Annotated in this window: 21 protein-coding genes and 1 pseudogene; 11 read left to right on the plus strand and 11 right to left on the minus strand. The window is 60.1% G+C overall.

Annotation, left to right across the window (positions count from 1 at the left end; all coding sequences use genetic code 11):
- Positions 1 to 571: 571 nt before the first annotated feature.
- The gene (locus Q0718_RS12165) at positions 572 to 1,660 is read right to left on the minus strand and encodes a 5-(carboxyamino)imidazole ribonucleotide synthase (protein ID WP_298918318.1); all 1,089 of its coding nucleotides are present in this window, start codon (positions 1,658 to 1,660) and stop codon (positions 572 to 574) included.
- Position 1,661: 1 nt separating this feature from the next.
- Positions 1,662 to 2,159 carry a 5-(carboxyamino)imidazole ribonucleotide mutase gene (gene purE / locus Q0718_RS12170; protein ID WP_298918320.1) on the minus strand — a complete coding sequence of 166 codons (498 nt, stop codon included), beginning with the start codon at positions 2,157 to 2,159 and terminating at the stop codon, positions 1,662 to 1,664.
- A gap of 163 nt (positions 2,160 to 2,322) precedes the next feature.
- Here purE and Q0718_RS12175 point away from each other — a divergent pair, with 163 nt between their 5' ends.
- Positions 2,323 to 2,943, plus strand: coding sequence for a GGDEF domain-containing protein (locus Q0718_RS12175; RefSeq protein ID WP_298918324.1), 621 nt, complete (start codon positions 2,323 to 2,325; stop codon positions 2,941 to 2,943).
- Positions 2,944 to 2,998: 55 nt separating this feature from the next.
- Here the strand turns inward: Q0718_RS12175 and Q0718_RS12180 are convergent, their stop codons facing one another.
- Positions 2,999 to 3,250 (minus strand): DUF465 domain-containing protein, encoded by a 252-nt coding sequence (locus Q0718_RS12180; RefSeq protein WP_298918327.1) that lies wholly within the window; start codon positions 3,248 to 3,250, stop codon positions 2,999 to 3,001.
- A gap of 70 nt (positions 3,251 to 3,320) precedes the next feature.
- Here Q0718_RS12180 and Q0718_RS12185 point away from each other — a divergent pair, with 70 nt between their 5' ends.
- Positions 3,321 to 3,497, plus strand: a complete 177-nt coding sequence (locus Q0718_RS12185; protein WP_298918330.1) for a DUF465 domain-containing protein — start codon at positions 3,321 to 3,323, stop codon at positions 3,495 to 3,497.
- 16 nt (positions 3,498 to 3,513) lie between these two features.
- On the opposite strand, the gene Q0718_RS12190 is transcribed toward Q0718_RS12185, so the two are convergent.
- Positions 3,514 to 3,933, minus strand: a complete 420-nt coding sequence (locus Q0718_RS12190; RefSeq protein ID WP_298918333.1) for a hypothetical protein — start codon at positions 3,931 to 3,933, stop codon at positions 3,514 to 3,516.
- A 304-nt stretch (positions 3,934 to 4,237) separates the two neighbouring features.
- On the opposite strand from Q0718_RS12190, the gene Q0718_RS12195 reads away from it, so the two are divergent.
- The 3 genes from Q0718_RS12195 (at position 4,238) to Q0718_RS12205 (ending at position 10,677) form a co-directional block, all read left to right on the plus strand.
- Positions 4,238 to 4,807: a tetratricopeptide repeat protein gene (locus Q0718_RS12195; protein ID WP_298918336.1), complete on the plus strand. Its 570-nt coding sequence runs from the start codon at positions 4,238 to 4,240 to the stop codon at positions 4,805 to 4,807.
- A 302-nt stretch (positions 4,808 to 5,109) separates the two neighbouring features.
- Entirely contained in the window at positions 5,110 to 7,929 is a 2,820-nt protein-coding gene (locus tag Q0718_RS12200) for a hypothetical protein (RefSeq protein ID WP_298918339.1), read from the plus strand.
- A gap of 111 nt (positions 7,930 to 8,040) precedes the next feature.
- Positions 8,041 to 10,677: a TonB-dependent receptor gene (locus Q0718_RS12205; RefSeq protein WP_298918343.1), complete on the plus strand. Its 2,637-nt coding sequence runs from the start codon at positions 8,041 to 8,043 to the stop codon at positions 10,675 to 10,677.
- A gap of 82 nt (positions 10,678 to 10,759) precedes the next feature.
- Here the strand turns inward: Q0718_RS12205 and Q0718_RS12210 are convergent, their stop codons facing one another.
- The gene (locus tag Q0718_RS12210; protein ID WP_298918346.1) at positions 10,760 to 11,431 is read right to left on the minus strand and encodes a Fe2+-dependent dioxygenase; all 672 of its coding nucleotides are present in this window, start codon (positions 11,429 to 11,431) and stop codon (positions 10,760 to 10,762) included.
- A gap of 76 nt (positions 11,432 to 11,507) precedes the next feature.
- Here Q0718_RS12210 and Q0718_RS12215 point away from each other — a divergent pair, with 76 nt between their 5' ends.
- A complete protein-coding gene (locus Q0718_RS12215) occupies positions 11,508 to 12,371 on the plus strand; it encodes a hypothetical protein (RefSeq protein WP_298918349.1) in 864 nt (287 codons plus the stop codon).
- Positions 12,372 to 12,408: 37 nt separating this feature from the next.
- On the opposite strand, the pseudogene Q0718_RS12220 reads toward Q0718_RS12215, so the two are convergent.
- Positions 12,409 to 12,929, minus strand: a pseudogene (locus Q0718_RS12220) (Ku protein).
- 251 nt (positions 12,930 to 13,180) lie between these two features.
- Here Q0718_RS12220 and Q0718_RS12225 point away from each other — a divergent pair.
- The gene (locus Q0718_RS12225; RefSeq protein ID WP_298918352.1) at positions 13,181 to 15,238 is read left to right on the plus strand and encodes a catalase; all 2,058 of its coding nucleotides are present in this window, start codon (positions 13,181 to 13,183) and stop codon (positions 15,236 to 15,238) included.
- 6 nt (positions 15,239 to 15,244) lie between these two features.
- Here Q0718_RS12225 and Q0718_RS12230 read toward each other — a convergent pair whose 3' ends face one another.
- Entirely contained in the window at positions 15,245 to 16,237 is a 993-nt protein-coding gene (locus tag Q0718_RS12230; protein ID WP_298918355.1) for a fatty acid desaturase, read from the minus strand.
- A gap of 430 nt (positions 16,238 to 16,667) precedes the next feature.
- Here Q0718_RS12230 and Q0718_RS12235 point away from each other — a divergent pair, with 430 nt between their 5' ends.
- Positions 16,668 to 17,279, plus strand: a complete 612-nt coding sequence (locus tag Q0718_RS12235) for a type IV secretory system conjugative DNA transfer family protein (RefSeq protein WP_298918434.1) — start codon at positions 16,668 to 16,670, stop codon at positions 17,277 to 17,279.
- Here Q0718_RS12235 and Q0718_RS12240 read toward each other — a convergent pair.
- The 3 genes from Q0718_RS12240 to Q0718_RS12250 form a co-directional block, all read right to left on the minus strand.
- Positions 17,276 to 18,511 carry a zeta toxin family protein gene (locus Q0718_RS12240; protein ID WP_298918358.1) on the minus strand — a complete coding sequence of 412 codons (1,236 nt, stop codon included), beginning with the start codon at positions 18,509 to 18,511 and terminating at the stop codon, positions 17,276 to 17,278. The two genes, Q0718_RS12235 and Q0718_RS12240, sit on opposite strands and share 4 nt — an antisense overlap.
- Before the next feature lie 21 nt (positions 18,512 to 18,532).
- Positions 18,533 to 18,922 carry a hypothetical protein gene (locus Q0718_RS12245; protein ID WP_298918360.1) on the minus strand — a complete coding sequence of 130 codons (390 nt, stop codon included), beginning with the start codon at positions 18,920 to 18,922 and terminating at the stop codon, positions 18,533 to 18,535.
- Between the two features lie 225 nt (positions 18,923 to 19,147).
- Positions 19,148 to 19,591, minus strand: a complete 444-nt coding sequence (locus Q0718_RS12250; protein ID WP_298918363.1) for a helix-turn-helix transcriptional regulator — start codon at positions 19,589 to 19,591, stop codon at positions 19,148 to 19,150.
- 254 nt (positions 19,592 to 19,845) lie between these two features.
- On the opposite strand from Q0718_RS12250, the gene Q0718_RS12255 reads away from it, so the two are divergent.
- The 3 genes from Q0718_RS12255 (at position 19,846) to Q0718_RS12265 (ending at position 22,338) form a co-directional block, all read left to right on the plus strand.
- Positions 19,846 to 20,583, plus strand: a complete 738-nt coding sequence (locus Q0718_RS12255) for a LuxR family transcriptional regulator (RefSeq protein WP_298918366.1) — start codon at positions 19,846 to 19,848, stop codon at positions 20,581 to 20,583.
- A gap of 73 nt (positions 20,584 to 20,656) precedes the next feature.
- A complete protein-coding gene (locus tag Q0718_RS12260; protein ID WP_298918369.1) occupies positions 20,657 to 21,457 on the plus strand; it encodes an acyl-homoserine-lactone synthase in 801 nt (266 codons plus the stop codon).
- On the plus strand, positions 21,454 to 22,338 hold the full coding sequence (locus Q0718_RS12265; RefSeq protein WP_298918371.1) for a phytanoyl-CoA dioxygenase family protein: 885 nt from the start codon (positions 21,454 to 21,456) through the stop codon (positions 22,336 to 22,338). Before Q0718_RS12260 ends, Q0718_RS12265 begins: the two co-directional genes overlap by 4 nt.
- A gap of 299 nt (positions 22,339 to 22,637) precedes the next feature.
- Here the strand turns inward: Q0718_RS12265 and Q0718_RS12270 are convergent, their stop codons facing one another.
- Positions 22,638 to 24,980: a TonB-dependent receptor gene (locus Q0718_RS12270; protein ID WP_298918373.1), complete on the minus strand. Its 2,343-nt coding sequence runs from the start codon at positions 24,978 to 24,980 to the stop codon at positions 22,638 to 22,640.
- Positions 24,981 to 25,157 lie beyond the last annotated feature (177 nt).

The following is a 25,157-nucleotide window of genomic DNA, read 5'->3' on the forward strand; positions in this document are numbered from 1 at the left end:
ACGGGGCAGGGCCCGCGCCTCGTGTCGCCTTCGCGGCACAAACGCAACCCCGCCGTGGCCCCGATGCCCGGTCGCACATGGAGGCGTGCGCGATGATCGGAGGCCAGAGATCGCTGACTATGCACGACGCACCCTGCACGACATCCGCCTCGGTCTCACACATCCCCACAGCCCTTTCACCCATCCCCGTTGGCTTTCAACTCGGACATCCCACCAGCCCTCACCCCGGGCTCGACCCGGGGTCCATCACAGGACCGTTATGATAGCCGGAACGGTTGGGAGATGGATCCCGGATCAAGTCCGGGATGAGGGGAAGAGAAAGAGAGCGGAAGGAGAGGAAGGCGAGGAGAATGAACTGCTATCCGATGGTCCCTCACGCCAGACTCGACGAGCCTGTGCCCGGCTTGATCGGGTAGGGGTCATCGCCCAACCCTCACGGCCAGACGAGACGGCAGGAGATGGATCCCGGATCAAGCCCGGGATGAGGAGAAAGGAATGAAGGAAAGAAATGGATTTCAGAGACAGAATAGCGCGGAACAGTCAAAGCATCACCGGCAACCGCGCGCCCCCATCACCCCGATCGCCGGTTCACATGACCCATCTTGCGGCCTGGGCGGGCTTCGGTCTTGCCGTAGAGATGCAGGCGAGCAGACGGGTCGCGGGCGAGGGTGGGCCAGTCAGCGGCGTCCTCGCCGATCAGGTTGGTCATCCGGACGGGCCAGGCGGGGCGGCAATCGCCGAGCGGCCAACCGGCAACGGCGCGGATATGCTGTTCGAACTGGTCGGTGCAGCCGGCGTCCTGAGTCCAGTGGCCGCTATTGTGGACGCGCGGAGCGATTTCGTTGACGACCCAGCCTTCGGCGGTGTCGAACAGCTCGACCCCGATGACGCCGACATAGTCGAGCGCGTCGGCGATGGTGCGGGCGATGTCGCCCGGCCGGCCGTCATCGCCCCCGTGAACGGACGGGGCGGCGGGTGCGGTGGACGTATGCAGAATGTGGTCGCGGTGGACGTTCTCGGTCAGCGGGTAGGCGCAGACCTCGCCGTCCTGGCCGCGGGCGCAGACGATGCTGGCTTCACGGGTGAAGTCGACGAAACCTTCGACGATCAGCGCATGTCCGCCGAGCGTTTCCCAGGCGGCCGCGATGTCGGCCGCGGTCCGGATCATGGCCTGCCCCTTGCCGTCATAGCCGCCGCGGCGCGTCTTCGCGACGCAAGGCAGGCCGATCTCGGCGACGGCGCGGCGCAAGGCGTCGATCGTCCCGGAAGCGTCGCGGAACGGGGCGACGGACACGCCGGGCAATTCCGACAGGAAGCGCTTCTCCAGCAGCCGGTCCTGCGCCGTGCGCAGCGCGGTCAGATTAGGGGCGACGGTCCGGCCCGCGCCGGCGATCTCGACCGCGCGGACGGGGATCGATTCCCATTCATAGGTGATCGCGTCGCAGGATGCGCCGAAACGGGCCAGCGCCGCGTCGTCGTCATAGGGCGCATGGATATGGCGGGTGGACACCTGTCCAGCCGGGTCTTCCGCGCCCGTTCCATAAGTCAGCGTGCGCAGGTCGAGTCGCGCGGCGGCGAGGGCGAGCATGCGGCCGAGTTGTCCGCCGCCGAGAATGCCGATCGTGGAGCCGGGAGACAGGGCAGCAAGCTGGTCGGTCATGTCAGCCGCGCGGATCCGTGCCGACGCTTTCGGTCTGACGCGCCCGCCACGAATCGAGCCGCCCGGCCAACGCCGTGTCGGACGTGGCCAGGATAGCGGCGGCCAGCAGGCCCGCATTCTTCGCGCCCGCCTTGCCGATGGCCAGCGTGCCGACCGGCACGCCGCCCGGCATCTGCGCGATCGAGAGCAGGCTGTCCATACCGGACAGCGCCTTGGATTCGACCGGCACGCCCAGCACCGGCAGGCGGGTCATGGCGGCGCACATGCCGGGCAGGTGGGCCGCGCCGCCCGCGCCCGCGATCACGACCTTCACGCCGCGCCTTGCGGCGTTCTCGGCGAAATCGTAGAGGCGCTGCGGCGTGCGATGGGCGGAAATGACGGTGGCTTCGAAAGCGATGCCCAACTCATCCAGCACCGTCGCGGCATGTTCCATGGTCGGCCAATCGCTGGTCGATCCCATGATGATGGCAATGGGTGCGCTGGGGGTCGGAACGGACATGGAGCGGCTTTCGCGTGGGACGCTGGAAAGCGCGCCATCATAGCGATGGGCGGCGGGCGGTCAACGGGCGCGGAATGGAGCAAGGCGAAATCTTAGCGCGACGTTAACCGGCGCCGGGCGAGAGGGTCCTTCCGACCCCCAGTCCTGCAGGAGCGCACCAGACTTGGCCGATCCGACCCGCATCAGCACGCTGTTGCAGACCGCCGCCGATCCGCTGCCGTCGCAGATCGGGGTGACGCAGGCGCAGCTGGCGGCGCGCAATCGGGACCTGTCCGAGGAGGTGACCCGGCTTCGCCTGCGCGTGCTGGAACTCGAAGCCGCCGCCGATCTGGATCCGATGCTGCCGATCTTCAACCGCCGCGCCTTCGTGCGCGAAGTGGAACGGGCGCAGTCCGTCATGGCGCGCTACGCCCTGATGTCGTCGATCATCTTCTTCGATCTGGACGACTTCAAGCAGGTCAACGACCGTTACGGCCACGGCATCGGCGACCGGTTGCTGGAGGGGGTGGCGGACTGCCTGAGCGCCGGGGTGCGCCAATGCGACATGGTGGCCCGGCTGGGCGGCGACGAATTCGGAGTGCTCCTGTTCAAGTCCGACATGGAGATCGCCAAGGCCAAGGCCGCGTCGTTGGCCTGCCGCCTCGGCGATCTGGCGATCGCCCATCCGGACGGGGATGTCGGCATCGGAGCGAGCTGGGGCGTCGCGCCCTGCGATCCGGACGAGCCGGCCGCCCGGATCCTGGAACGCGCCGACCGCGCCATGTATCTGGACAAGCGATCCTAGCCTGGAAACGGCCCCCGGCCGGAGGTCTCAGGCGTATCGGACGTCCCGGGACGCCTCAGGCGATGATATCGGGCGTGAGCTGGTTTTCGAGATAGGCGATCTGGTCCTTGATCGACAATTTGATCTTCTTCATCCGGCGGACCTTCAGCATGTCCGCCACGCCGGTTTCGATCAGGGCGCCGATCTCCTGGTCGATGCGGCGATGCTCCTGCTTCAGATGGTCGAGCAGGGCGCGGGTTTCGGACGCGGTCGCGCCGTCTTCGCCGTTCGGGATCGTGTCGCCGTCATTGTCTGGACCATCGTTCATGGAGCGTTTCTAGCGGCGGCGCCCGCTTTATGCTACGATGCATTTTCCACACCCACTAACGGAGGTCTTCATGACGCTGTCGGCTCATCTGGAACAATTGCAATCCCGCCACGGGGATATCGACACCCAGATCAACCGAGAACTCCGAAGTCCGGCTCCGGATCACGTGAAGATCTCGCAACTCAAACGTCAGAAGTTGCAGATCAAGGACACCATCATGCAGATGGGTCCGAACGCCCGCGCCTGATCGGCCTGCCCCAGACTCAGCCCGTTTTGAACCGGCGCGCCTGAGCGGCGCGTCCGTGCCAGCGGCCGTTCCTTTTGCGGCCCGGCCGGCGCGTTGCGGGTTTGCGCCCGCGCGGTTTCTTGCCGCGCATGATCAACGAAGCGTCGTTGAGCGCCCAGAGGTCCGCGCGGTCCGCCAGCACGTCTTCGCCCAGATCGATCGCGGTCTGCAGGACGGGTAGCGGCGTATTGCGCCAGGCCGGCGGTTCGATCACCTTGCGCCACATCATGCCGAAGGCATTGTCGAGCAGAATGCGCGCGAAGCAGTGATCGAGATAGACCGGCCAGTCCTTGCGCCGCCGCGCCTGTGCCGGAAGGCGTTCCTGCACGAGTGTGCGCCAACGATCCCGCAATTCAGCCTCTTCGTCGTCGGTCTCGTCGAACATGAAATATATCACCGCTTCCTCCGGCCTCAACGCAGGCCGGTGTGAACCGTCAACGCGCCCCTTGTCCCGATCGTTTCCGTCCGCATCGACGCAGAGTCGATATGCGACTGATTTGGCAAGGATCTTTCGCAGTGCAACGCGGAAACTCGTCATGAGAAGACATAAACGTGACAAAAGCTGTCATATTTGTGTCATTGGATTGTTGACTTTTATGACTTTTAGCGTCACATAAGCTTCACAGAAGTGCCGTGAAGCTCCGAAGCCGATAGGAGGCATGGCCATAGAAGAACATTCGGCCACGACTTCGGAGATCGACATGAAAACATATCTATTAGCGGCAGGACTGACACTGGCCACGGCGACAGGCGCCTACGCGCAAAGCGGTCAGTCCGCGACGGCGATGGCCGACGACCTGTCGGGCGTTCCCGCTACGATCAGCACGACTTTCAACGATTGCGTCGCGACGGAAAGCTCGTCGCGTGCGATCCGTGCCTGCTCGAAGCTCATCCGCGCCTCCGGCGCCAGCGAGGATGTCCGGGCACAGCTCTACACACGACGAGCGCTGCACAAGATGGCCTTGGGCCGTTTCGACAGCGCATCGGACGATTTCAGCCGGGCGGGCGATCTATCGGGCGACACGGGGCTGGCTTCGCTGGGGCAGGGCTTCGCGGCCATCGACGACAACAATCTGTCGTCGGCCCGGGCCAGCTTCCGCGATGACAGCACGGAAGGCCGCACGGCCGTCCTGGCGGAATACGGTCTCGGCCTGACCTATCAGATGGAAGGCAAGGACGCCGATGCACGCGCTGCCTATGAGCGCGCGCTTGCGATCAACCCCGAGTGGAGGGTTCCGTCCGAGCGTCTGGAAACGCTCGACCGGAACTGATCCCGCTCCATCGTCCTGCCGCGCGCCATTCCGGCGTGTTCCACTCAATATGATAAGCCCGCACGTCCCGGTGCGGGCTTTTTGTATTGCCACAAGGCAGATGGCCCGCCGCACAGGACCGGCGCCTAGGACCGTCGTCATCGAACCTTCACGAGCCTTTCACCAAAGCGACACGCATTCATAGACTCCGCGTCACAATTAAATGGTGATGGCACGGCCAGCCGCAGGTCGGGATTCCCGACCCAACACTGCCTAGGTTTGACCGGGATGCCGGACAAGACCTGCCCACCCGTGAGGACCTCATGATGAATGCGACTTTGAAACTGGCTTTGATGGCCACAACGGCCGGCTTCGCGCTGGCGGCCTGCGGCGATGACAATTCGTCGTCACCCGGCACGACAGAGCCTGTCACGGTCATTGTGAACCCTCCGACGACGCCGCCGACCACACCGACCCCGCCAACGACCAATCCCGACGTGACGGTCGATCTGGTGCCGAACAACAACTGCCCGGCCGGCACGACCCTCGAAACGGTAACGCTGCCCGGCACGACCAGCTCCGCCGAAGCCTGCACCTTGAGCGGCAACATCACATCCGACGTGACGCTGACGGCCGAAAACGGCTACATCCTCAAAGGCAAGGTTACGGTCGGAACGGATGCCAACGCATCTGCCAGCAGCAGCAGCAGCGCGGCTCAAGCGCCCGGACCGGGGTCTGTGACACTGACGATCCCGGCCGGGACGCGCCTCTCCGGCGCGGGCGGCCTCGACTATCTGGTCATCTCCCGCGGCTCGAAGATCGAAGCCGAAGGCACGGCCAGCCAGCCGATCATCATGACGGCGCTCCAGGACGTGCTCGGCACGGTCAATCCGAATGCGGAAGGGCTGTGGGGCGGTCTGGTCATCAACGGCTCGGCGCCGATCAACCGTTGCGGCGACGCCACGGCGACACCGGGCACGGCCGGCTGCGAACGCGACGGCGAAGGCGCATCGGGTCTTTATGGCGGCGGCAACGCCACCGACGATTCCGGCACGCTGAGCTATGTCCAGGTCAAATATGCTGGCAACCAGTTCACGGCCGACAACGAGCTGAACGGCATCGCCTTCCAGGGCGTGGGCAGCGGCACGACCTGCAACCACATCCAGGTCCACAACAATGCCGATGACGGCGTCGAGTTCTTCGGCGGCACGGTCAGCTGCAACGCCGTCGTCCTGACCGGCAATGGCGATGACAGCCTCGACTGGACCAACGGCTGGACCGGCAACATCCAGCGCCTGCTGATCGTCCATTCCCGCGGGGCCGGCGACCAGGGCATCGAAGCGGACAGCAACAGCGCCAACAACGCCGCGACGCCTGCCGCCAACCCGACGATCTCCAACTTCACCATGGTCGGCCAAGACGGCGACATTGGCGGCCTGTTCCGCGAAGGCACGCAGGGCCGCATCGTCAACGGCATCATCGTGGACTTCCCGGATGCCGGCATCGACGTCGACAACGACGTGACGCTCGCCAACCTCCAGTCGGGAGCCCTGTCTTTCAAGTCGATCTTCCTGGACAACCCGGACAACATCCAGTCCGGCGACGACGGCGAGACGGTCAATACCGAAGCCATCATCACTGGCAGCGACAATGTCGTCGAAGGTCTGGACACGCTTCAAAACCGCTTCTTCCCCGGCCCGAACGAACAGGCCGTTCCGGCCGACGACGTCAGCGCCGTTCCGGGATTCGAAGCGCTTAACTATATCGGGGCCTTCTCGCCGACCGAGACACCCGAAAGCAACTGGGCTGCGGGCTGGACCTTCGGCTTGTTCGATGCGGCCGCTCCGACCTGCCCGACCGGTACGACACCGGCAAACACGACCATCGACGGCACGGAAGTCTGCCGCCTGTCCGGCACGCTCAGCGCCGACGTGCGTCTGAACAACAACTTCCTCTACCAGGTCACCGGCCAGGTCTTTGTCGGCACCGATCTGGGCACCGCCGCGACGGCGGACGAAACACCGGTCACCTTGCGCATCGATGCAGGTGTCACGCTCTACGCCGACACGGGACGCGACAGCATCGTCGTGCCGCGCGGCAACAAGATCGAAGCTGTCGGAACGGCGCTAAACCCAATCGTCATGACATCCGAGTCCGACGTGAACGGCCAAGCCAATGCGGCCACGGACCGCGGCGAAGGCATCTCGCTGATCCTCAACGGCCGGGCGCCGATCAATCGCTGCGCCGACGCAACCGCGACGCCGGGTGCGGCCGGGTGCGAACGCGACGGCGAAGGCGCATCGGGTCTTTATGGCGGCGGCACGGCCGACGACAATTCCGGCATTCTGCGCTATGTGCGCGTCCAGTATGCGGGGTTCCGCTTCACGCCGGACAATGAGCTGAACGGCATCGCGCTGCAGGGCGTCGGCAACGGCACCGAGATCGACTACGTCCAGGTCCACAACAATGCCGATGACGGAATTGAGTTCTTCGGCGGCACGGCCAACGCCAAACACCTGGTGCTGACCGGTAATGGCGACGACAGTCTCGACTGGACCAACGGTTGGACCGGCAACGTCCAATACGTCATCATCGACCAAGCCGCCGATGCTGGCGACCAAGGGTTCGAGGGCGACAGCAACAGCGCCGTCAACGCCGCCATTCCGCGGGCCGATCCGACATTCGCCAACCTGACCCTGGTCGGCGAAAGCTCGACCGATATCGGCATGCTGCTGCGTGAAGGCACCGCGACCGACATCTATAATGCGGTCGTGACGGGCTTTGGCGAAGCCGGCGTCGATATCGACGGCCCCGAGTCGGAAGCCCAAGGCACAGGCGGCGGCATCACCTTCAGCTCCTCGCTGATTGCGGGCAACAACCCCGATCTGGCGGATGCGACCGCAGGGTCACCCGAACAGGTGGCGACAGCCGGCCGCAACAACGTCGTCGGCGGAACCGCTCCGACCTATAGCACTGTGGGCGACTACACGCCCGATGCCACGGTCAATGCCGTGACGGCGACCAATGTCAGCACGGTCGATGCCTTCTTCGACGACGCCGCCTATGTCGGCGCGGTCGAGAACGCCGACGACGATTGGTACAAAGGTTGGACGCTACTCGTCGATCAATCCGCGACGCCCTAGAACCCAACCCGACACGCTTCCGCCCGGGCCCGTACGCCCGGGCGTCGGCCGGCAGACTCGGGGAACGAGGTGCCGGCTTTTTGTCTTACAGATTTCCAGGATGACCCCATCGTGACCCAGACCTTGTTCAGAACCTTGCTGCTCGGCACCGCTCTCGCCACGCCGCTGACGGCGTTCGCCCAGCAAACCACATCCAGCCCCACGGGGCCGAGTATCGCTCAGACCCCCACATCTGACGAAAATCTGGACGAGGTCATTGCGGTCGGCACGTTCATTCCTAACGAAAAGCAGATCACCTCGGAAATCACCTCCGTGCTGGACGAGGATGTCTTCGCCCAAATCGGCGCCGGTGACATCGCCTCCGCGCTTACCCGCGTCACGGGTCTGTCGCTCGCCCAGGGCAAGTTCGTGATCGTCCGCGGCCTGAACGAGCGCTACTCCAATGCGACGCTCAACGGCTCGCCGCTGCCGTCGCCGGAACCGCTGCGCCGGGTCGCGCCGCTCGATCTCTTCCCGACGTCTATCCTGTCCGACGTCGTCGTCCAGAAGACGGCCAGCCCAGAATTCTCCGGCGAATTCGGCGGCGGGGCGATCAATCTGCGCACGCGCGGCCTTCCGTCGGAAGATTTTCTCGAAGTCTCGATTTCAGGTTCCGCCAATTCGGAAACGACGCTGCGCCGCGGGTTCAATGTCGAAGGATCCGATACGGACTGGATCGGCTTCGACGACGGTCTGCGCGACCTGCCGCCCCTGAACGAACTCGGTGAACCGACGCAGAACTTCGATACGTTCGACACGCTGATCGTGCGGTCGAATACGGACGTGCCGTTCAATGGCGGTGCGCGCCTGTCGGGCGGCAAGGTCTTCGATCTGGATAGCGGCCCGTCGATCGGCGTTCTCGCCACGATCGGCTACGACAATAGCTGGCAGACGCGCCGCGGCCAGGACAATACCACGACGCTGGACGGCGACGGCATCCGCCTGCAGAACGACAAGGATCTGGTCGGGACGGAAAACGCGATCTCGCTGAACGGCCTTCTGTCGGTCGGTGCGGAGATCGACGAGGACAATACGGTCACGCTGGTCGGCTTCGCCACGCGCCAATCCTCGTCCGAAGTGCGCGTGCTGCAGGGTTTCGACAATGACGACAACGAATTCCAGCGTACGGATTTCACCGAATGGTTCGAGCGCGAAGTCTATATGGGACAGCTGCTCGGCGAACATTTCATCTCCGCGCTGGACGATGCGGAACTGAACTGGCGGGCTTCCTATGCCGTCGCCGGCCGCGACGCTCCCTATGAGCGCTTCGTGCGCTACAATGAAGAAGGTCCGCTCGATGACCGCTTCATCGGCATCGATACGGGCCGCCTCGGCGTGTCCAACCAGGTCCAGTTCTCTGAGCTGGACGACACGTCGCTCGATCTGGGCGTGGATTTCGTCTATCCGGCCGTCTTCGGCGACCGCGAAATCGACCTGAAGATCGGCGGGGCCTATCTGGACAAGTCGCGCGACAGCGAACAGGTCATCTTCCGCTACGAACAGGGCGACCGCGTCATCCCGCAGGAGTTTTCACGCTTCCGCATCGACCGCCTGTTCTCGGATGCCTTGTTCGAAAACGGGTTCACCAAGATCGACCGCCTCGCCGCCAGCGCCGGTTTCCCGGACCGGGCCGAATCGACTCTGGAGACGATCGCGGGTTATGTCGGTTTCGACACCAACGTCACCGACACACTCCAGGTCGCGGGCGGCGTACGTTATGAAGACTCCGAGCAGACGACCGCCATCGGCAGTATCCTAGACGACACATCGAGCCAGTTCGATCCGCTGGAAGAGAGCTTCTGGCTGCCTTCCATGACGGCGACCTATACGTTCCTGGACAATTGGCAGCTGCGTCTGGCGGCGTCCAAGACTATCAATCGTCCGCAGTTTCGCGAACTGACCCCGTCCCTGTTCATCAACACCGACACGAACGACCAGTTCATCGGCAACCCGTTCCTGCAAAATTCCGAAAGCACCAATCTGGATGCCCGGCTGGAATACTATTTCGCGGCGAACCAGTTCTTCACCGTCGGCTTCTTCTACAAGGACCTGACGAATCCGATCGAAGAAATCCTCATCAGCGTGGGCGAAGTCGATACGACCAGCTTCATCAATGCGCCGGCGGCCGAGGTCTATGGCATCGAACTGGAGTTCGAGAAGAAATTCGGCATCCCGTCCGATTTCGGTTTCCTGAGCGACCTGATCGGCGGACAGGATTTCGTCGTCCGCTCCAACTACACCTATTCCGACAGCTCGGTCACTGCGGAAGGCCAGTTGCCGATCATCCCGGCGGTGATCAATCCGGACGGGTTCGACCCGCGCTTCATCGCGGCCGAGGGCCTCTACTCGGACGGCCGCAAGCTGCAGGGCCAATCCGACCACCTGGCCAACCTGCAATTGGGTATCGAGAACTACGAAGCCGGTTGGGATGCGTTCTTGCTGCTGAACTATACCAGCGAACGGATCCGCGCCGTGGAACAGCTCGAAGCCGGGTTGCCTGCCATCAACGAGCAATTGCCGATCAGCCTCGACTTCGTGGTCAATGTGCCGTTCGAGCTGCGCGGCGGCGATTACGAGTTCGGTTTCAAGATTCAGAACATCCTGGACGAGAAATACGAGGCCACGCAGACGCGCGGCCCGACGACGCTGGTCATCGACGATTACGAGATCGGCACGACCTTCTCCGCCAGCTTGAAGCGCCGTTTCTAGGCGGTATGAATCATGCCGAGTGCAGAGCCCACCCTGTCAGGAGGGCTTTTTACCGGGGTGAGGTAAGGTCACAGCGCTGCGCCTAGGACAGCAGACGCTTCAGATTGGCGATGACCTTGCCGAGAACGAGCATCGGATCGGACTGATCGGCATGGGACTGCGACAGGGTCGCGCGAAGGTTTTCGAGGTCGAACAGGACCTCCCTGTGTTCACCGTGCTTCTGACGGCTTTCGATCCATCCCACGGCCGCCAGTCGGACACCGGATCCGATATCGTCCACCTGGTGCAGGGATGTCGACGGATAGAGCAGCAACGATCCGGCCGGGCATTTGAACGACCGCCGTTCGCCGGGCAGGTCGAGGGTCAGCGTGCCGCCGTCATAATCGTCGGGGTCGCTGAGAAACAGAGTGTAGGACAGATCGGTTCGCATCGCCGCCGCCTCGCGACCCATGACGGCATTGTCGTGATGCAACCCGTAGCCGCCGCCCGCTTCGGTCCGGCTGAGCAGGAGCGGGGAGAAGCGGGCGGGTTGGGCGGCGGCGTTCAGGACCGGATGGGACTGGATGCATGCGAAGAGCCGGTCGCGCAATCGGGAGCCGCTGCGCGTGGTCAGATCGGCCTGGGCGTTGCGTTTGACCTGGCTGGCCGTGCGACCCGCCGTGCGGGTTCCGTCCTGCCACCTGATATCGCGCAGGTCATGGCGGACAGCCGCGAGCTGATCGCCATCCAGAACCGAGTCGATGACGAGAATCATCCGTCTTCGGACTTGCGAGCGATTTGCATATAGGTCATGGGGCCTCATAGCGTTTCACAGTCGAACAAGGCAAATCATGTCAATCCAACAGAAAAGCTGGACCAAACTCGGACTTGCAACCGCGCTGGCCGCCGGACTGGCCGGCACGGCGTGTTCGCCCGGAACGGATAACGAGACCCCAGCCTCTGCCGAGGCACCGGCAGCCACCCCTGACGTCACCGATCCGGACGTTGCCGCTTCGGGGTCATCGGCGGCACAGGTCGGAGATCCGGGCGAGGGCGGCGAGGGTGAGGGCGGTGTGTCCATAGCGCAGGCCGGGACCGATCCAGTGGTTTTCCGTTCCGCGCTCGCCATCACGGAAGCGCATTTCCTCGCCGGGCGCGATGCTTATGCAGCGGGCTTCACGGACGCGGCGGGCGAAATGTTCGCCCATCCCGTGTCCGAGGTTCTGGCCGACATGGAAGGCGTGCTGCGCGAACGCGGCGTGGAGGATTTTACGGACCTATTGCTGGACGCGTCCGATGCGGCTTACCGGGGCGCGCCCCAAGCCGACATCGATCGCCATGTCGATGGGGTTATCGCTGCCTTGCGGACGGCCGCCGACAAAGCGCCTGACAACGGCATGGATGCGGGCGCCGTCGCCGCCCGTGTCACCGCCGATCAAATCGACCGCGCCGCCGACATGTACGGCGTGGCGCAGCGAAGCGACGCTTACGAGCCCTATCTGGACGGCTATGGCTTCTACAAGGCGGCGTTGGCCGTCATGACCGACAACCGGACGCGGATCGAAGCTTCGGACGCCGATGCGGTGTCCGACCTAGAGGCCGCCCTGACTGCCTTGGGCCGCGCCTACCCGACTGCGACCCGGCCGGAAACACTGGACGAAAATGCCGCGCAGCTGGCCGCGCTCGCCTCCCGCGCGATGTTGAGCCTGGGATAGAGACGCTGGCAGAAATCGGTCGGAGGCCGACGAAAGCCTAAGACAGCACAGTCATTCCGTTGGCTTCGGCAGGGCCGGGAAGCCCGGTTCGGAATGAGGATGGTGCGGCCGAGATCCCGCGCGCGGCGAGCTGACCCAGACCGACCTTGTTGGACTTGGCGAGCGCGTCACGAATAACGGCAAACCCTTCCTCGGCCACCTTGCCGTCACCGGGCGTCACAAAATACGGCTTCTCGAAAAAACGCGGGTCGATTTCGCAATGATCGACGAACTGTACCGGGTCGATCGTTTCCTTGGATTCCAACTTGAGAACGTCGAGCTCGTCCTTTTCGAGCAGCATATATTTGCCGTCATCGACTTCGTAGCCCTTGACGATATCGTCGCTCTTGACCTCGCCAACCCCGGGCGCCGTTTTTGATACTTGATGCGTTTTCCGCTCTCGCGATGGATCTGGTTCAGCCTGATCGTCTCGGCATGGTCAACGGCCGTGTAAAGCTCGATGCCGATGGTCACGAGGCTGAGTCGCAAATGACCTTTCCAATAAGCGCGTGCAGGCATGAGGCGTTTCCAAAGTTCAATCTCTTGTCACGCCAAGGCCAACATAGAGCAAAACCTTACAGTGGATTTGAAGAAGTCCATTGTTCCTATTTTCGGGTCCAACCTTCCGATTCGATAAATGAAGCACTGGTGACCAAGATGCTCAGGCCACCGCGTCGGCGTGTGGAACAAGCCATATCTACGGACGTTGCAATATTACGCATTAAAACTTTCACGACATGACTCGGATTGTGATGCGCGGTAGCGATCACATGAAAAAGACGACTCAACTGCCTGATCTCGATGCGGGCGGCGCGCCGCACCAGACGACCGAGGATGGCTACGACACGCTCACGACGAAGAACGGCACGCCCGTCTCCGACAGTCAGAACCATCTGAAGGCGGGGCCGCGCGGCCCAATGCTGATGGACGATTTCGCCTTCCGCGAGAAGATGTTCCATTTCGATCACGAGCGTATTCCTGAACGCGTTGTGCATGCGCGCGGCTACGGCATGAAAGGCTATTTCGAACTGACCGACAGCCTGTCGGACCTCACGGACGCCAAGATATTGAGCGAGATCGGCAAGAAGACGGAAGCCTTCATGCGCATCTCAACCGTTGCGGGCAACAAGGGGTCGCCGGACCTGGCCCGCGACGTGCGCGGTTTCGCCGTCAAGATGTATACGGACGAAGGCAATTGGGACTTGGTCGGCAACAATATCCCGGTCTTCTTTATCCAGGACGCGATCAAGTTCCCCGACCTGATCCACGCCGCCAAGCCCGAACCGCATAGCGGCTTTCCGCAGGCGCAGACCGCCCACGACAATTTCTGGGACTTCATCTCTCTGTCGCCCGAAGCCATGCATATGGTCATGTGGATCATGTCGGACCGGGCCATCCCGCGCTCGCTGCGCTTCATGGAAGGGTTCGGGGTCCACACCTTCCGCCTGATCAAGGACGGCAAGTCGACCTTCGTGAAATTCCACTGGAAGCCGAAATACGGGATGCAGTCGGTGATGTGGAACGAGGCCGTCAAGATCAACGGCGCCGATCCCGACTACCATCGGCGTGACATCTTCAATTCGATCGACAAGGGCGATTTCCCCGAATGGGAACTCGGGGTCCAGATCTTCGATCAGGATTTCGCGGACAATTTCGAATTCGACGTGCTGGATGCGACGAAGCTCATCCCCGAGGAGGTCGTTCCGGTCCGGATCATCGGACGGCTCGTGCTGGACAAGAATGTCGACAATTTCTTCGCCGAAACCGAACAGGTCGCCTTCTGCACCTCCAACGTCCCGCCCGGCATCGGTTTCTCGAACGACCCGCTGCTGCAGGGCCGCAATTTCTCCTACCTGGACACGCAGCTCAAGCGGTTGGGCGGTCCAAACTTCCAGCACATTCCCGTCAACCGTCCGCGCTGTCCCATGCACAATTTCCAGCAGGACGGTCACATGGCGATGGAGAATCCGACGACCCGCGCCAATTACGAACCCAATAGCTGGGGCCCCGACGAGGGTGGTCCGCGCGAGAATCCCAAGGCCGGCTATAAGTTCTACGAACAGCCGCTCGAAGGGCCCGCGCTCAAGATACGCCCTGAGAGTTTCGCCGACCATTACAGCCAGGCGCGCCAATTCTACATCAGCCAGACCAAGGTCGAGCAGATGCACATGCAGGACGCGCTCTGCTTCGAGCTCAGCAAGGTCGGGAAGGTCGCCATCCGCGAACTGATGGTCGCCCATCTGCACAACATCGACGACGGTTTGGCCAAGGCGGTCGCCCAGGGACTGGGCATGAAACTGCCGAAGCCCGCCAAGACTGCGGCCGAGACGAAGATGGACATCGCGCCGTCCGACGCGCTCAGCATGCTGAAGAACCCGCCGAAAAGTTTCGCTAGCCGGACGCTCGGCATCCTGGTGGCGGACGAGTCCGACGCAGGCCGCGTCAAGGGCTTGCAGGCTGCGATGAAAAAGCTCGGCGCGAATGTCGCTGTCATCGCGCCAACCGTCGGCGGGGTCGATCTTGACGACGGGACGCATCTGCCCGCGGACGAGCAGGTCGGCGGCGGGCCTTCTGTCCTGTACGACGCGGTCGCCGTGATCGTGTCAAAGGCGGGCGGCAAGACGCTCGCCGCTATGCCCGCGGCTAAGGATTTCGTCTCCGACGCCCACGCCCACAAGAAGTTCGTGGCCCATGACGACGGGGCCATGTTGCTGTTCGAGGCGGCTGGTCTGGGCGAGATGATGACAACAGGCTATTTCGGGGTCGACGCCTTAGTCAACGGTTTCGCCGACGCGCTGCCGGCGCTCAGATGCTGGGACCGGGGCTGAAACTGATTAAGCGCATGCGCGGAAGCTGACCATCCGTTTGCGACGCTCACACCAGAGCGCGAGACTGACGCTGGAAAAGCTCTCGCGGAGCGTCAGACGCCCGATCGTCTTGAGTTCCGGATGCGCCTTCAGAATGCGCGGAAGGTGGTAGAAGGGAATGCGTGCGGACAGGTGATGCACGTGATGCACGCCGATATGACCGGTGACCCACATCGCCCACCCGGGCAGCGCGTAGTAGGAACTGCCGCGCAGGGCGGCTTCCTTGCGGTCCCATTCGCCCGTTCGCGACCAATGGGTGTCGTCGAACTGGTGCTGGACATAGAACATCCAGACGCCGATCGAGGCACCGACTAGGATGGTCGGAACTTGGATGATGAGGAAGACTTTCCACCCGACAGCCCAGATCATCACGCCGTAAACCAAGGCGATTCCAACGTTCGTCAGCAGCGCGCTCGCCCATTCGGACCGGCTCAATTTACCGGATCCGAGGGGAAGGCGGTTGTACAGGAAGAAAACGTAGGGCGGGCCGATGCCGAACATCACGACGGGGTGGCGATACAAACGATACTTCAGACGCGTCCATCGGCTCGCCGTGCGGTATTCCTTGACCGTCATCGTGATGATGTCGTCGCCGATCCCGCGCCGATCCAGATTGCCCGAACCGGCATGATGGAGCGCGTGTCCGCGTTTCCAGTGGTCATAGGGCGTGAGGGTGATCAGGCTGAGGAATCGGCCGACCCAGTCATTCGTCCGGCGACCGCTGAACATGGATTGGTGTCCGCAGTCATGCTGGATGATGAAAAGACGCACGACCAGCGCCCCCGCAGGCAGGAATCCAACGATCGCCCAATATTGCCCGGCCTGCAACAGGCCCCAGAGAGCAGCCCAAAGCGCCAGGAACGGCCCGAGCGTGATCAACAATTCCAATAAGGCGCGCCGATCATCGGCCGTGCGATAGGGGGCGAGGCGTTTGTACCAAGTTTGAGCAGGGATGTTCATGAAGGTCATGCTTCAGGGTCTCGGCATAGCGCTAGATCGCAGATGGTCCGGAGTGGTGCGCGGCGTCAACCGTCCAATCCAGCTGCCAGACTCATACATGCCGAATAATATGACAAAGATTAAAGGATTTGGTCCATGGACTGCTACGACATTCTCTTCAACATTGCGTGTGGGTAAAGGTAAGGCGTATATGCCTTTGACAAAGCCAACGCTATTTAACGGTTAGCTTCCAACCTGTCTCGTGGCAGAGCAGCCACTACATTTGCCGTCGCAAATCCAGCACTTAGTCCACTCGTTGAGACCCATTGCGCTACTGCTTGTGCCCCCACAGCGCTTTCCATCAATTGTCTCAGCGCATTCGTCTTTAGGCCGCTGTCTTTCTGGGCAATAAGTGCTCCGGCTGTTCGTGGAACAGGTCCTCGCGGCCTAGCTGCAGAACGAACCCGGACCGGACGAACCGCATAAGGTGCTCGTGCTTCTGGACGAGTTCGAGTCGCTCGGGACCATGCTGAGCGTCGTGGATAATCTTCCCTTCGTGCGATTCTTCAATCTCCGGATCGTCAACAACATCCAGGGACTGACGCAGCTGGACCTCCGCCACGGCCAGGCGGGGCGCGAGAAGATCCTGCAATCGTCGGCGCATCAGATCTTCTTCGCGCTCAACGACAGGATGACGACCGAATATGTGTCCTACCGGCTCGGCCGCAAGACGATCAAGCAGACCTCTCGCTCTGTCGGATCCATGGGCGTGACGCGCAACCATTCTGAAATGGGTCGCGACCTCATGCTGGCCCAGGAAGTCGCGGTGCTGTCCACCGATGAGCAAATCACTCTCGTGGAGAGTTATCGACCGGACCGGGCGAAGAAAATCCGCTTTTATCAGGACCGCGCCATCAAGGGACAGGCTCGGAAGCCGACCCCTCAAATCCAGGCTCTCGTTCCAGTCCGACATAATAGCCCAGAGTTCAAGACACAGACCGTTCCCGACGATGTTCTGAACGAGATCTCCGACCTCGCCCGCGAACTGGAAGACCTACTCTAGCTAGAATGACATGAAGAATAGTTGCGAGCCTTTGTCTTCCCGACGCCTTTGGCGTTGTAGACTTGAGTTGTAGCTCTCACGATCGACCGCACAATGTCGGCCTTGCTCGCGTCGGGCCGAGTTTGCACGTCGATCGAGGTCAAGCCATGCACCTTGAGGGCATCGATCATCTTCGGCGCCAGCTTCAAGGATTTCAGAAGCGCGTCGGCCCGGGCTTTCGACAATGTGTCCTGCACGCTCAAAGCGGCCTTGCCTTCGGCCTCGAACGCTTTTCGGGCAACCCCTATGCTGGCTGTCAGAACGTCCTTGGCCTCGGCCAAGGACATTTGGGTCGAGATGGCACCGGCGCGCTTGACCACGGCCTTGCGACTGTGGGGATAATCGATCTTCACGTCGCGCTCCAAGGGCGGAACCTTGTCCATGAGAGACTTGAAGTGGGCGTAGAGTCGGCCGTCATCCGTCTGCTGCAATACATGCATGGCGGACTCGGCGATGATCGGCCCGGTGAAGGAGCGACGGCCGCGCGGGATCAAGACCTTCGCCTTCGGCGAAACCTGTTCGCGCGCAATCTGGCTCAGGTTTTCATAGGAGGCAGCCGCGTCGTTCAATCGTGCGGGCGTAAACGCCCACAAATCCTCCTTGTATAGATTTCGCGCCCATTTCGGAATAGTCTTGGAAACGCGGATGGCCTGACCATCGTGGAACCGGGCGATCATCCGGGGCGCGCGGCCATAGGTCGAGTTGTCATAGACAAAGGCGTCGTCGGCTTCACGCACCGCTTCCCGGATCAAGGGCTTGTTGCGATGATACCGGGCTCGGGCCTTGTCCTCAGGGACGTCGTGTCCGCCGTCCTTGACCCGTTGCTTGACGCGCGCGACCGACAGATCTTCGCTCCGGATCTCGACATGATAGAGGACGACCCGAAAGCCCCGCTCCTTTGCGTCGATGACCAGCTGGTTCTTGCTTTTATGCGAGAACACGGTCTCCGTGACGAAGCTCTTGCCGTCTCGCAGATGTTCATACTGGCGCTCACGCACAATTTGTGCGGCCTTATAAGCGCCCTGGACCGTCTGATCCTTAAGCTCGGCGCGCTGGAGAACGTCGGCATTGAGAAAGGGTGCATTGGTCCGCGGTGCAATGCGCGTCTTGTAGAGGGTCGATTTTCCGGCACCGTTCGGTCCGGCGATCAAATAGAGCGTCGGTCGCTTCTCAAGGCTGTCGTCCTGGGCCACCGAAACTGCTCCCGGTTTCCGCTATTCAGCCGGTGCGGGTGCGCTCGTATCGGGCCGTGTGGGCTCGTTATCGCCATAGACCAGGGCGCCGGCCTCATCCATCCCAACGCCGACGCCGCGCTTGCGCATGTCCGCGAAAAAGGCCTCTTCTTCCGAGGAAGGGATTTCCATCGCCTCCAGGAACTCCTCGTGATAGACGGCTTGTTCCCGACCCGACAGATCATCGACGGACAGCTCGGCGCGAAGCGCCCGCTTCACGCGGCTATAGTCGAAATCGGGAGATCGGAGGATCAAGCGTCCGATCTGAGCCCAATGCTCGATCTGACCGGAAACGGAGCGGCTTTCGACCGCCGCGTCCAGGCGGGCGGCTTCGACAAGATCGGATGAGACGCGGACGGCTTGCTGTGACATAAAAAGGATATAACATGTATGTTGCAAAATGCAACATTTACGTTGGACATGGATCCTGTTGCTTATGAAACATAAAGCTCGCGGATTGAGATCAGTTTTACAGCCTGACTACGCGATATCCTGCAACATAATAAGCCTGGGTTTTCTACAGGCGATCCAAAATTCTTAAAACTGTTGCAACAGGTTTAGTCTTCACACAACTGTATGTTGATCGCGACCAAATGATCAGTCCGATGATCGGTTTTTGACCTTATTTTCATGGGATTCATCGCTAAGCGTACGTGCAAAGAGCAGGAGCTGACGCCGGACGTTTATGCTTTTTATACCGTTCAAAGCTTCGACAAAATCAAAACCGTCTCGAGTGTTGATGAAATCCTGGAGCATGTTGTCGTTTGGTTGAACCGATTGGCCTTCTCGCTGTGGTAACAGTCCTTCAAAAAACCATTGTAGCGGTACCTCTAAAGCCTCTGCGAATGACCAAAGACGGGACGCGCCAATACGGTTCTTTCCCTTCTCGTACTTCTGAATTTGCTGGAATGTAACGCCTACGGCATCGCCAAGCGCAGATTGCGACATACCGAGCTGCAAGCGCCTGAGTCTCAGTCTTGTGCCAACATGTAGATCAACCGCATTGGCATTACGGGGTTTGCTTTGATGAGGCTTCTTCATAAACGCACAACTCTACCTTTAGTTATACATACCTTCGCTCGCCTGATACCCTCTATAAAGTTTCCATACAACGGCTTAGGATTATGACTTTGTTGTCAGATGGACGGCTGTTTGGCCAACCGGACTAGAACAAGTACAGCTCCGCCAACCCTGATAAATGATGTCCTTTGTTGTGCAATTTGCACTCCCAGGAGGATTGCAGTTGCTCTACACTCATAGACAGGTTGTGCTGAGGCCAGCATGGGGGCGGCTTTATGACAAAATTCGAAAAGGATTTAGCGAGGCCGCTTTTCGACTTCATCCGATCATCTCATAAAGCCGAGACACTTGATGACCTGAACATCCAGTTCTCGAGCGTTGTTAGTGACTACGGTTTTGATACCTTTCTATGCACCGATTTGCGAGGCAGCACGGGAAACGGACGTCCTGTAGAACTGTTCGGAAGGTGGAACCGGCGATGGGAGGCCCGGTATTTCAGCCGGCAATACTTCCGCTTCGATGCCTGCCTTGAATTTTTAAAACATTCGAATTCGGCGTTCTCATGGAGTGATGTGCTCGCAACTGGCACTGTTACGTCTATTGGACGTAGGATTCTCGACGAGGCGAGCGAGTACAAAGCTCGTGAGGGTGTACTCGTCCCTATAAGATCGCTCGATCGGCAACTCAGCGTCGTGAGTCTTATGGGTGACACGGTCGAATTGTCCGACGACGGGTTGGCAGCAATCGAAGTCGCCTCAATCTATTTTTGCGAAGCCGGGCGACGACTTCAACACAGACAATCAGGCACAAAGACGCATGCTCTGACTAAACGCCAGATCGAAATCATCAAATGGTTAGCGGAAGGCAAGCGTTACGGCGATATTGCAACTATTCTTAATATCAGTGTGAAAACGGTTCATCGCCATATGGATGACGCTCGAACCCGCATGAACCTTGTCACGCGTGATCAGTTGGTCCTGGAAGCCTTCCGGAAAGGTCTCATCGAAGTGTAGTTTGGGGAAAAACCCCCAATGACAAGTCTCCGCCTAAAACCCCAGATGGTCTCATCACTGGGAGGAGACCAAAATGAAGGTACATATTGTCAACACGACGAACATAGCGCTCTACGGTCCGCAGCTCGATCAGATGCATCGCCAGCGTAAGGCCATGTTCGTAGACAGGTTGGGCTGGACCGAGCTCGATCAGGGCGGGGACTACGAAGTTGATGAATTCGATAACGAGTTTGCGCACTATCTACTTCTGATCGATGACGTCGGACAGGTACTCGCCTCCTGCCGCGTATCGCCGACAAATCAGGCGAATGTTTCCTGCGACAAGCTTGCGGAATTCTTCGATGGCGTTCCGCCACGTGAGGAAAAGGTTTGGGAGGTATCTCGCTGGATTCCAGCTCCGGGCGTCGATGGCCTGAACGAAATTTGCAGCAGCATGATGATGCTCAGCCTGTTTGAGTTTGGCTTGTCACGCAAACTCGACGGGATGATTTCTTGCGTTGGCCGCATCGTGACGCGAGCCATAGCGAGAGCCGGTTTACCTCTAAGCTCAATCAGCCCGCCTATCCGATTTGCACAAGGTGTGGCTTTTGGGATTCAGTTCGAAACAAGCGTAGAGAACATAACAAGATTACGCCGCAGCTTCCGGATTTTCAAACCCATCACGATCGAACTTTCCAAAGCCCTAGATAGTAATTTGGCGCTCGAGGGAATGCACAGCTCGATCATTGATAGCGTTCTGGCGATCTGCGATCTGGATATTCTTTCTGAGATACTCAGCGATGTTCACTCCCGACTCGTGTTGAACATGAGGCCCACACTCGATGACATCCGAGATCATATGTCGGACGTGATGAAGGGAGGGCAGTTCCAATGAACACCTTGAACTCATATACTCCTTATAGTCTTGCGTCCGAGGTTACCGAATCGCTGATGAGAGACGGCGCTGTTGTCATTGAAGAATTGTTCGATGCTGGTCAGGTGATTGGTGAATTGGCCGGCTACTTCGAAGCGACTCCGACATCTCAGGGCTTTTTCTACGGCAGCAGCACGAAGAGATTTGGGGCGCTCATGCGTAAATCGCAAACGATCGAACGGTTATGCACGCATCCGGTCTTGGTCAATGCGGCAACGGCTGCGCTTGGACAACATTGCACCAGTATCCAACTCAATCTGACACAAGCTATCGAGATCTTGCCAGACGAGAAGCCACAATTCCTGCATAGGGATGACGAGCTTTTTCCCTTCGAGAAAGACTTTGTCACGATGGTAAATGTCATGCTCGCTTTGGATGATTTCACGCCAGAGAATGGGGGCACACGCTATGTAAAAGGCTCGCATAAATGGTCTCGCGACAGGGAACCAGAACGATCCGATATCGAGCATGTCAGTATGAAGGCAGGCTCGTGTCTCATCTATCTCGGAAATTTGCTCCACGCCGGCGGAGGAAATACAACGCAGAAAAGCCGCCGGGGAGCCATCCTGGGATACAATCTAGGTTGGTTGCGGCAGACTGAGAATTTCATGCTGTCGGTGCCTTGGGACAAGGCTCGTCACTATTCGGACGAGCTCAAGCGATTGATGGGCTATCAAATACATCGGCCCAATGTTGGCTGGGTCGAGGGTATGGATCCGCTAGATTGGATCGAAAAGGGACGTCCTGAGACGAGCAGTGCCATCGACGCACTAACCGATGAGCTCAATGTGTTAGCCCAGCTCGCACAAATAGAGCCAGAAAGATTCTCAGCTTATTTGTAAATTGAGGGCTAGCGCCGCAGATCTTACGAAGTTTGCGGCACAATGCCGTTCGACCTACGGCAAGTGTATTTACGCTTCTCCGACTGTCCGAAAACGTTTGTTTGACGGACACAGGCGGAAGCCGTCCGAGAACACCCTTTGAGTTGATTTTCCGGACACGTTGATTTCCGGGTAGTTTGATGGACACACTACGAAGCCCCTACTGTTGTACGTAAGAGGAAGGACTTACGTTACAATTTCAAATCAATTGCGGTTGGGCGTGTCTCAAGCCTTGAAGTAAATAAATCAATCACGGCCCTTCACATAGTAAATCGCAATCTAGCACCGATAATCCTCGGAGTTCCTCGAAGCTCGGCGACATAACCGAATTCCGCAAGGTCGGTCACGTTCGTTACGAAGTCCTCGTCAAACACGTTTCGGGCGAACAAGCCCAAGGTAAATGCGCTCTCCTTCGGTGTGAAATCGACACGAACATCCGCAGTTTCGTAAGCGTCGAGTGTGAGAAGCTCGGAATTACTCGGATCTGTGAACTGTTCCGCGAAAAATGAAACCTCACCCGCGAAGACCAGATCGCCTCCCCGCGTCCTCAGCCTGTAGTTCGCCCCCACGGACCCCGAGACGTCCGCGGCGAACGGAAGCTCATTTCCGGAAAAGTCCTCCGACCCGACGAGCGGATCCGTGACGAAATCCAACAGCTCCGTGTCCAGGAGGCTGATGCCGGCGCTGAAAACCAGATCGGGCGTGGGGCGCCATCGGGCTTCGATCTCCCCGCCCGAGATGGTGGCGTCCGAGGCGTTGTCGAGAAGCTGCTGCGGCACACCGCTGATGTTTACCAGGCGGAAGACCTGAAGGTCGTTGTAGTCATAATGGAACACGGAAGCGTTGAGCCGCAGCGACCCGGACAGATCGGCTTTTACCCCGGCTTCGAAGGCGTCCAACGTCTCCTCCTCGAAGGGCAGAAGCTGTTCGACAAATTGCACGGAACCGCCATTGAATCCTCCGCTTTTGAAGCCGCGGCTATAGCTGGCGAAAACCAACGCACCGGGCCTGATCTCGTAGGACAAGGCGGCGCGGCCGGAGAGGTTGGAGGCGGACACCGTGTCTTCGAAATCAACCAACGGTATGGTGACGGCTTCATCGAAAGATGACTGATAATCAAAAATCCGGTCTTCCTCCGTGTAGCGCAGGCCGCCCGTCAAGGTGAGCCGGTCGCTCAATTGGTAATCGACCTGCCCGAACAGGGCCCAGCTTTCCGTTTCTTGCTCATACCCATATTGGCTACGAAAAGCGGGCAGGCCGAGAATAGCGTTTTCTGGCAGCAGAAGAAATCCGCTCGGCAGGCCGAAGCCGCCGAGATTGACGGCGCGTTCGTACAGGCCGACATCGGGGTTGAACCCGCCAGGCAAAAAGATCCCCTCAAGACCGAGTTCGGCCCGCCGTGCGCTGATGCCATCCCTGGCATCCGAAAACACGTCAAAGGCTCCGGCGAAATCCAGATTTTCGTTGTAGTAGAACGCGCCGCCGACTGCGGAGTAGCGGTCAGCCTCGTAGTTGGCGCGCAGTTCCATCGTATATTGGCGCGAGGTCGTGTCGTAATCGCTGTGGAGCAACGTATTAGGGCTGTAGTCCGTATCCTCGTCAAAACTCTGCCGCTCGGCGTATTGGACAGAGCCGATGGCGTTGAAGCTGAGCGCGTCGCTCGCTTGCCATTCAAAGTTGAGCGTGGCTCCAGCCGCATCGACTCGGTCGTCATCGACGGAGTTGTAGTTCCCGGCGAACGCGTCACCGTCCGTGTCCGCATATTCCAGCGCGTCGCGGCCGACCCCGTCGCCGAAGTCGAGTAACCCGATATGTTGGTAGATGGCCTGGTCCCCCCGGCTCCGGCCTCCTTGGAGACTAAATGTGGCCGATAGTTTGTCCGACAGATCTGCCTCCGAGACCCAACGCGCGGCGATCTGGTCGATCGCGCCCACTTCGTCTCCGGAGAGGCGGTTGTCCGTCAAACCGTCGCGCTTGCGGTATTGGGCCGACACGCGGTTTCGCACACGCTCTCCAATAGGGATATCGACCCCGCCTTCGACGAGGACGCTGTCATAGCTGCCATACTCTGCTCTTCCGCTTGCGGAGACGACATCGCCGGGCATGCGGCTGTAAATATTGATGGCCCCGCCCGTCGTGTTCCGGCCGTACAGCGTACCTTGAGGACCCCGGAGCACCTCAACCCGGTCCAGGTCAAAGAACTGGAAAAGTTGAGCTGTCGGAGAGCCAATTACGACTTCGTCCAAATAGACGCCGACGCCGGAGTTCAGATTGGCGTTGAAATCATTGGTGCCGACGCCTCTGAGGAAGATCTGAGGATTGGAAGCGGCGAACTCGGTCTTGATCGCCAGGCCCGGCGTAAGACGGGCAAGGTCTTCGACGTTAGCCACCCCCCTCTCTTTTAAGGCGTCGCCGCTTATCGCAGTAATTGAGGACGGTACGTCTTGGACGTTCTGCGCCCGTCTTTGTGCCGTCACGATGATGACGTCGAGCAAGCCGGCGTCCTCATTTGAATTCTGGGCGAATGCTGGCACCGGAGCAAAGACCGATGCAGTTGCGATAAGAGCAACCGTGGACTCTAGATGCAGCTTTGACGAAAACATTGTGACCTCCCTGGCTTTCGAAGGAGGCCGGTTGTTATCTGCCTTAGCCTCACTTCAGAGACCCTGTAACAGTTTAATAAACGCGTAAAGTAAATTATCGCCGAGGTTGCTCCATCTTGCTAGGCGGCGTATGATATTTTGGGAAAATTGCGCCGATACACTCACCCGTAGATAGGC

It is taken from the genome of uncultured Algimonas sp. (assembly GCF_947498175.1).
Lineage (GTDB): Bacteria > Pseudomonadota > Alphaproteobacteria > Caulobacterales > Maricaulaceae > Litorimonas.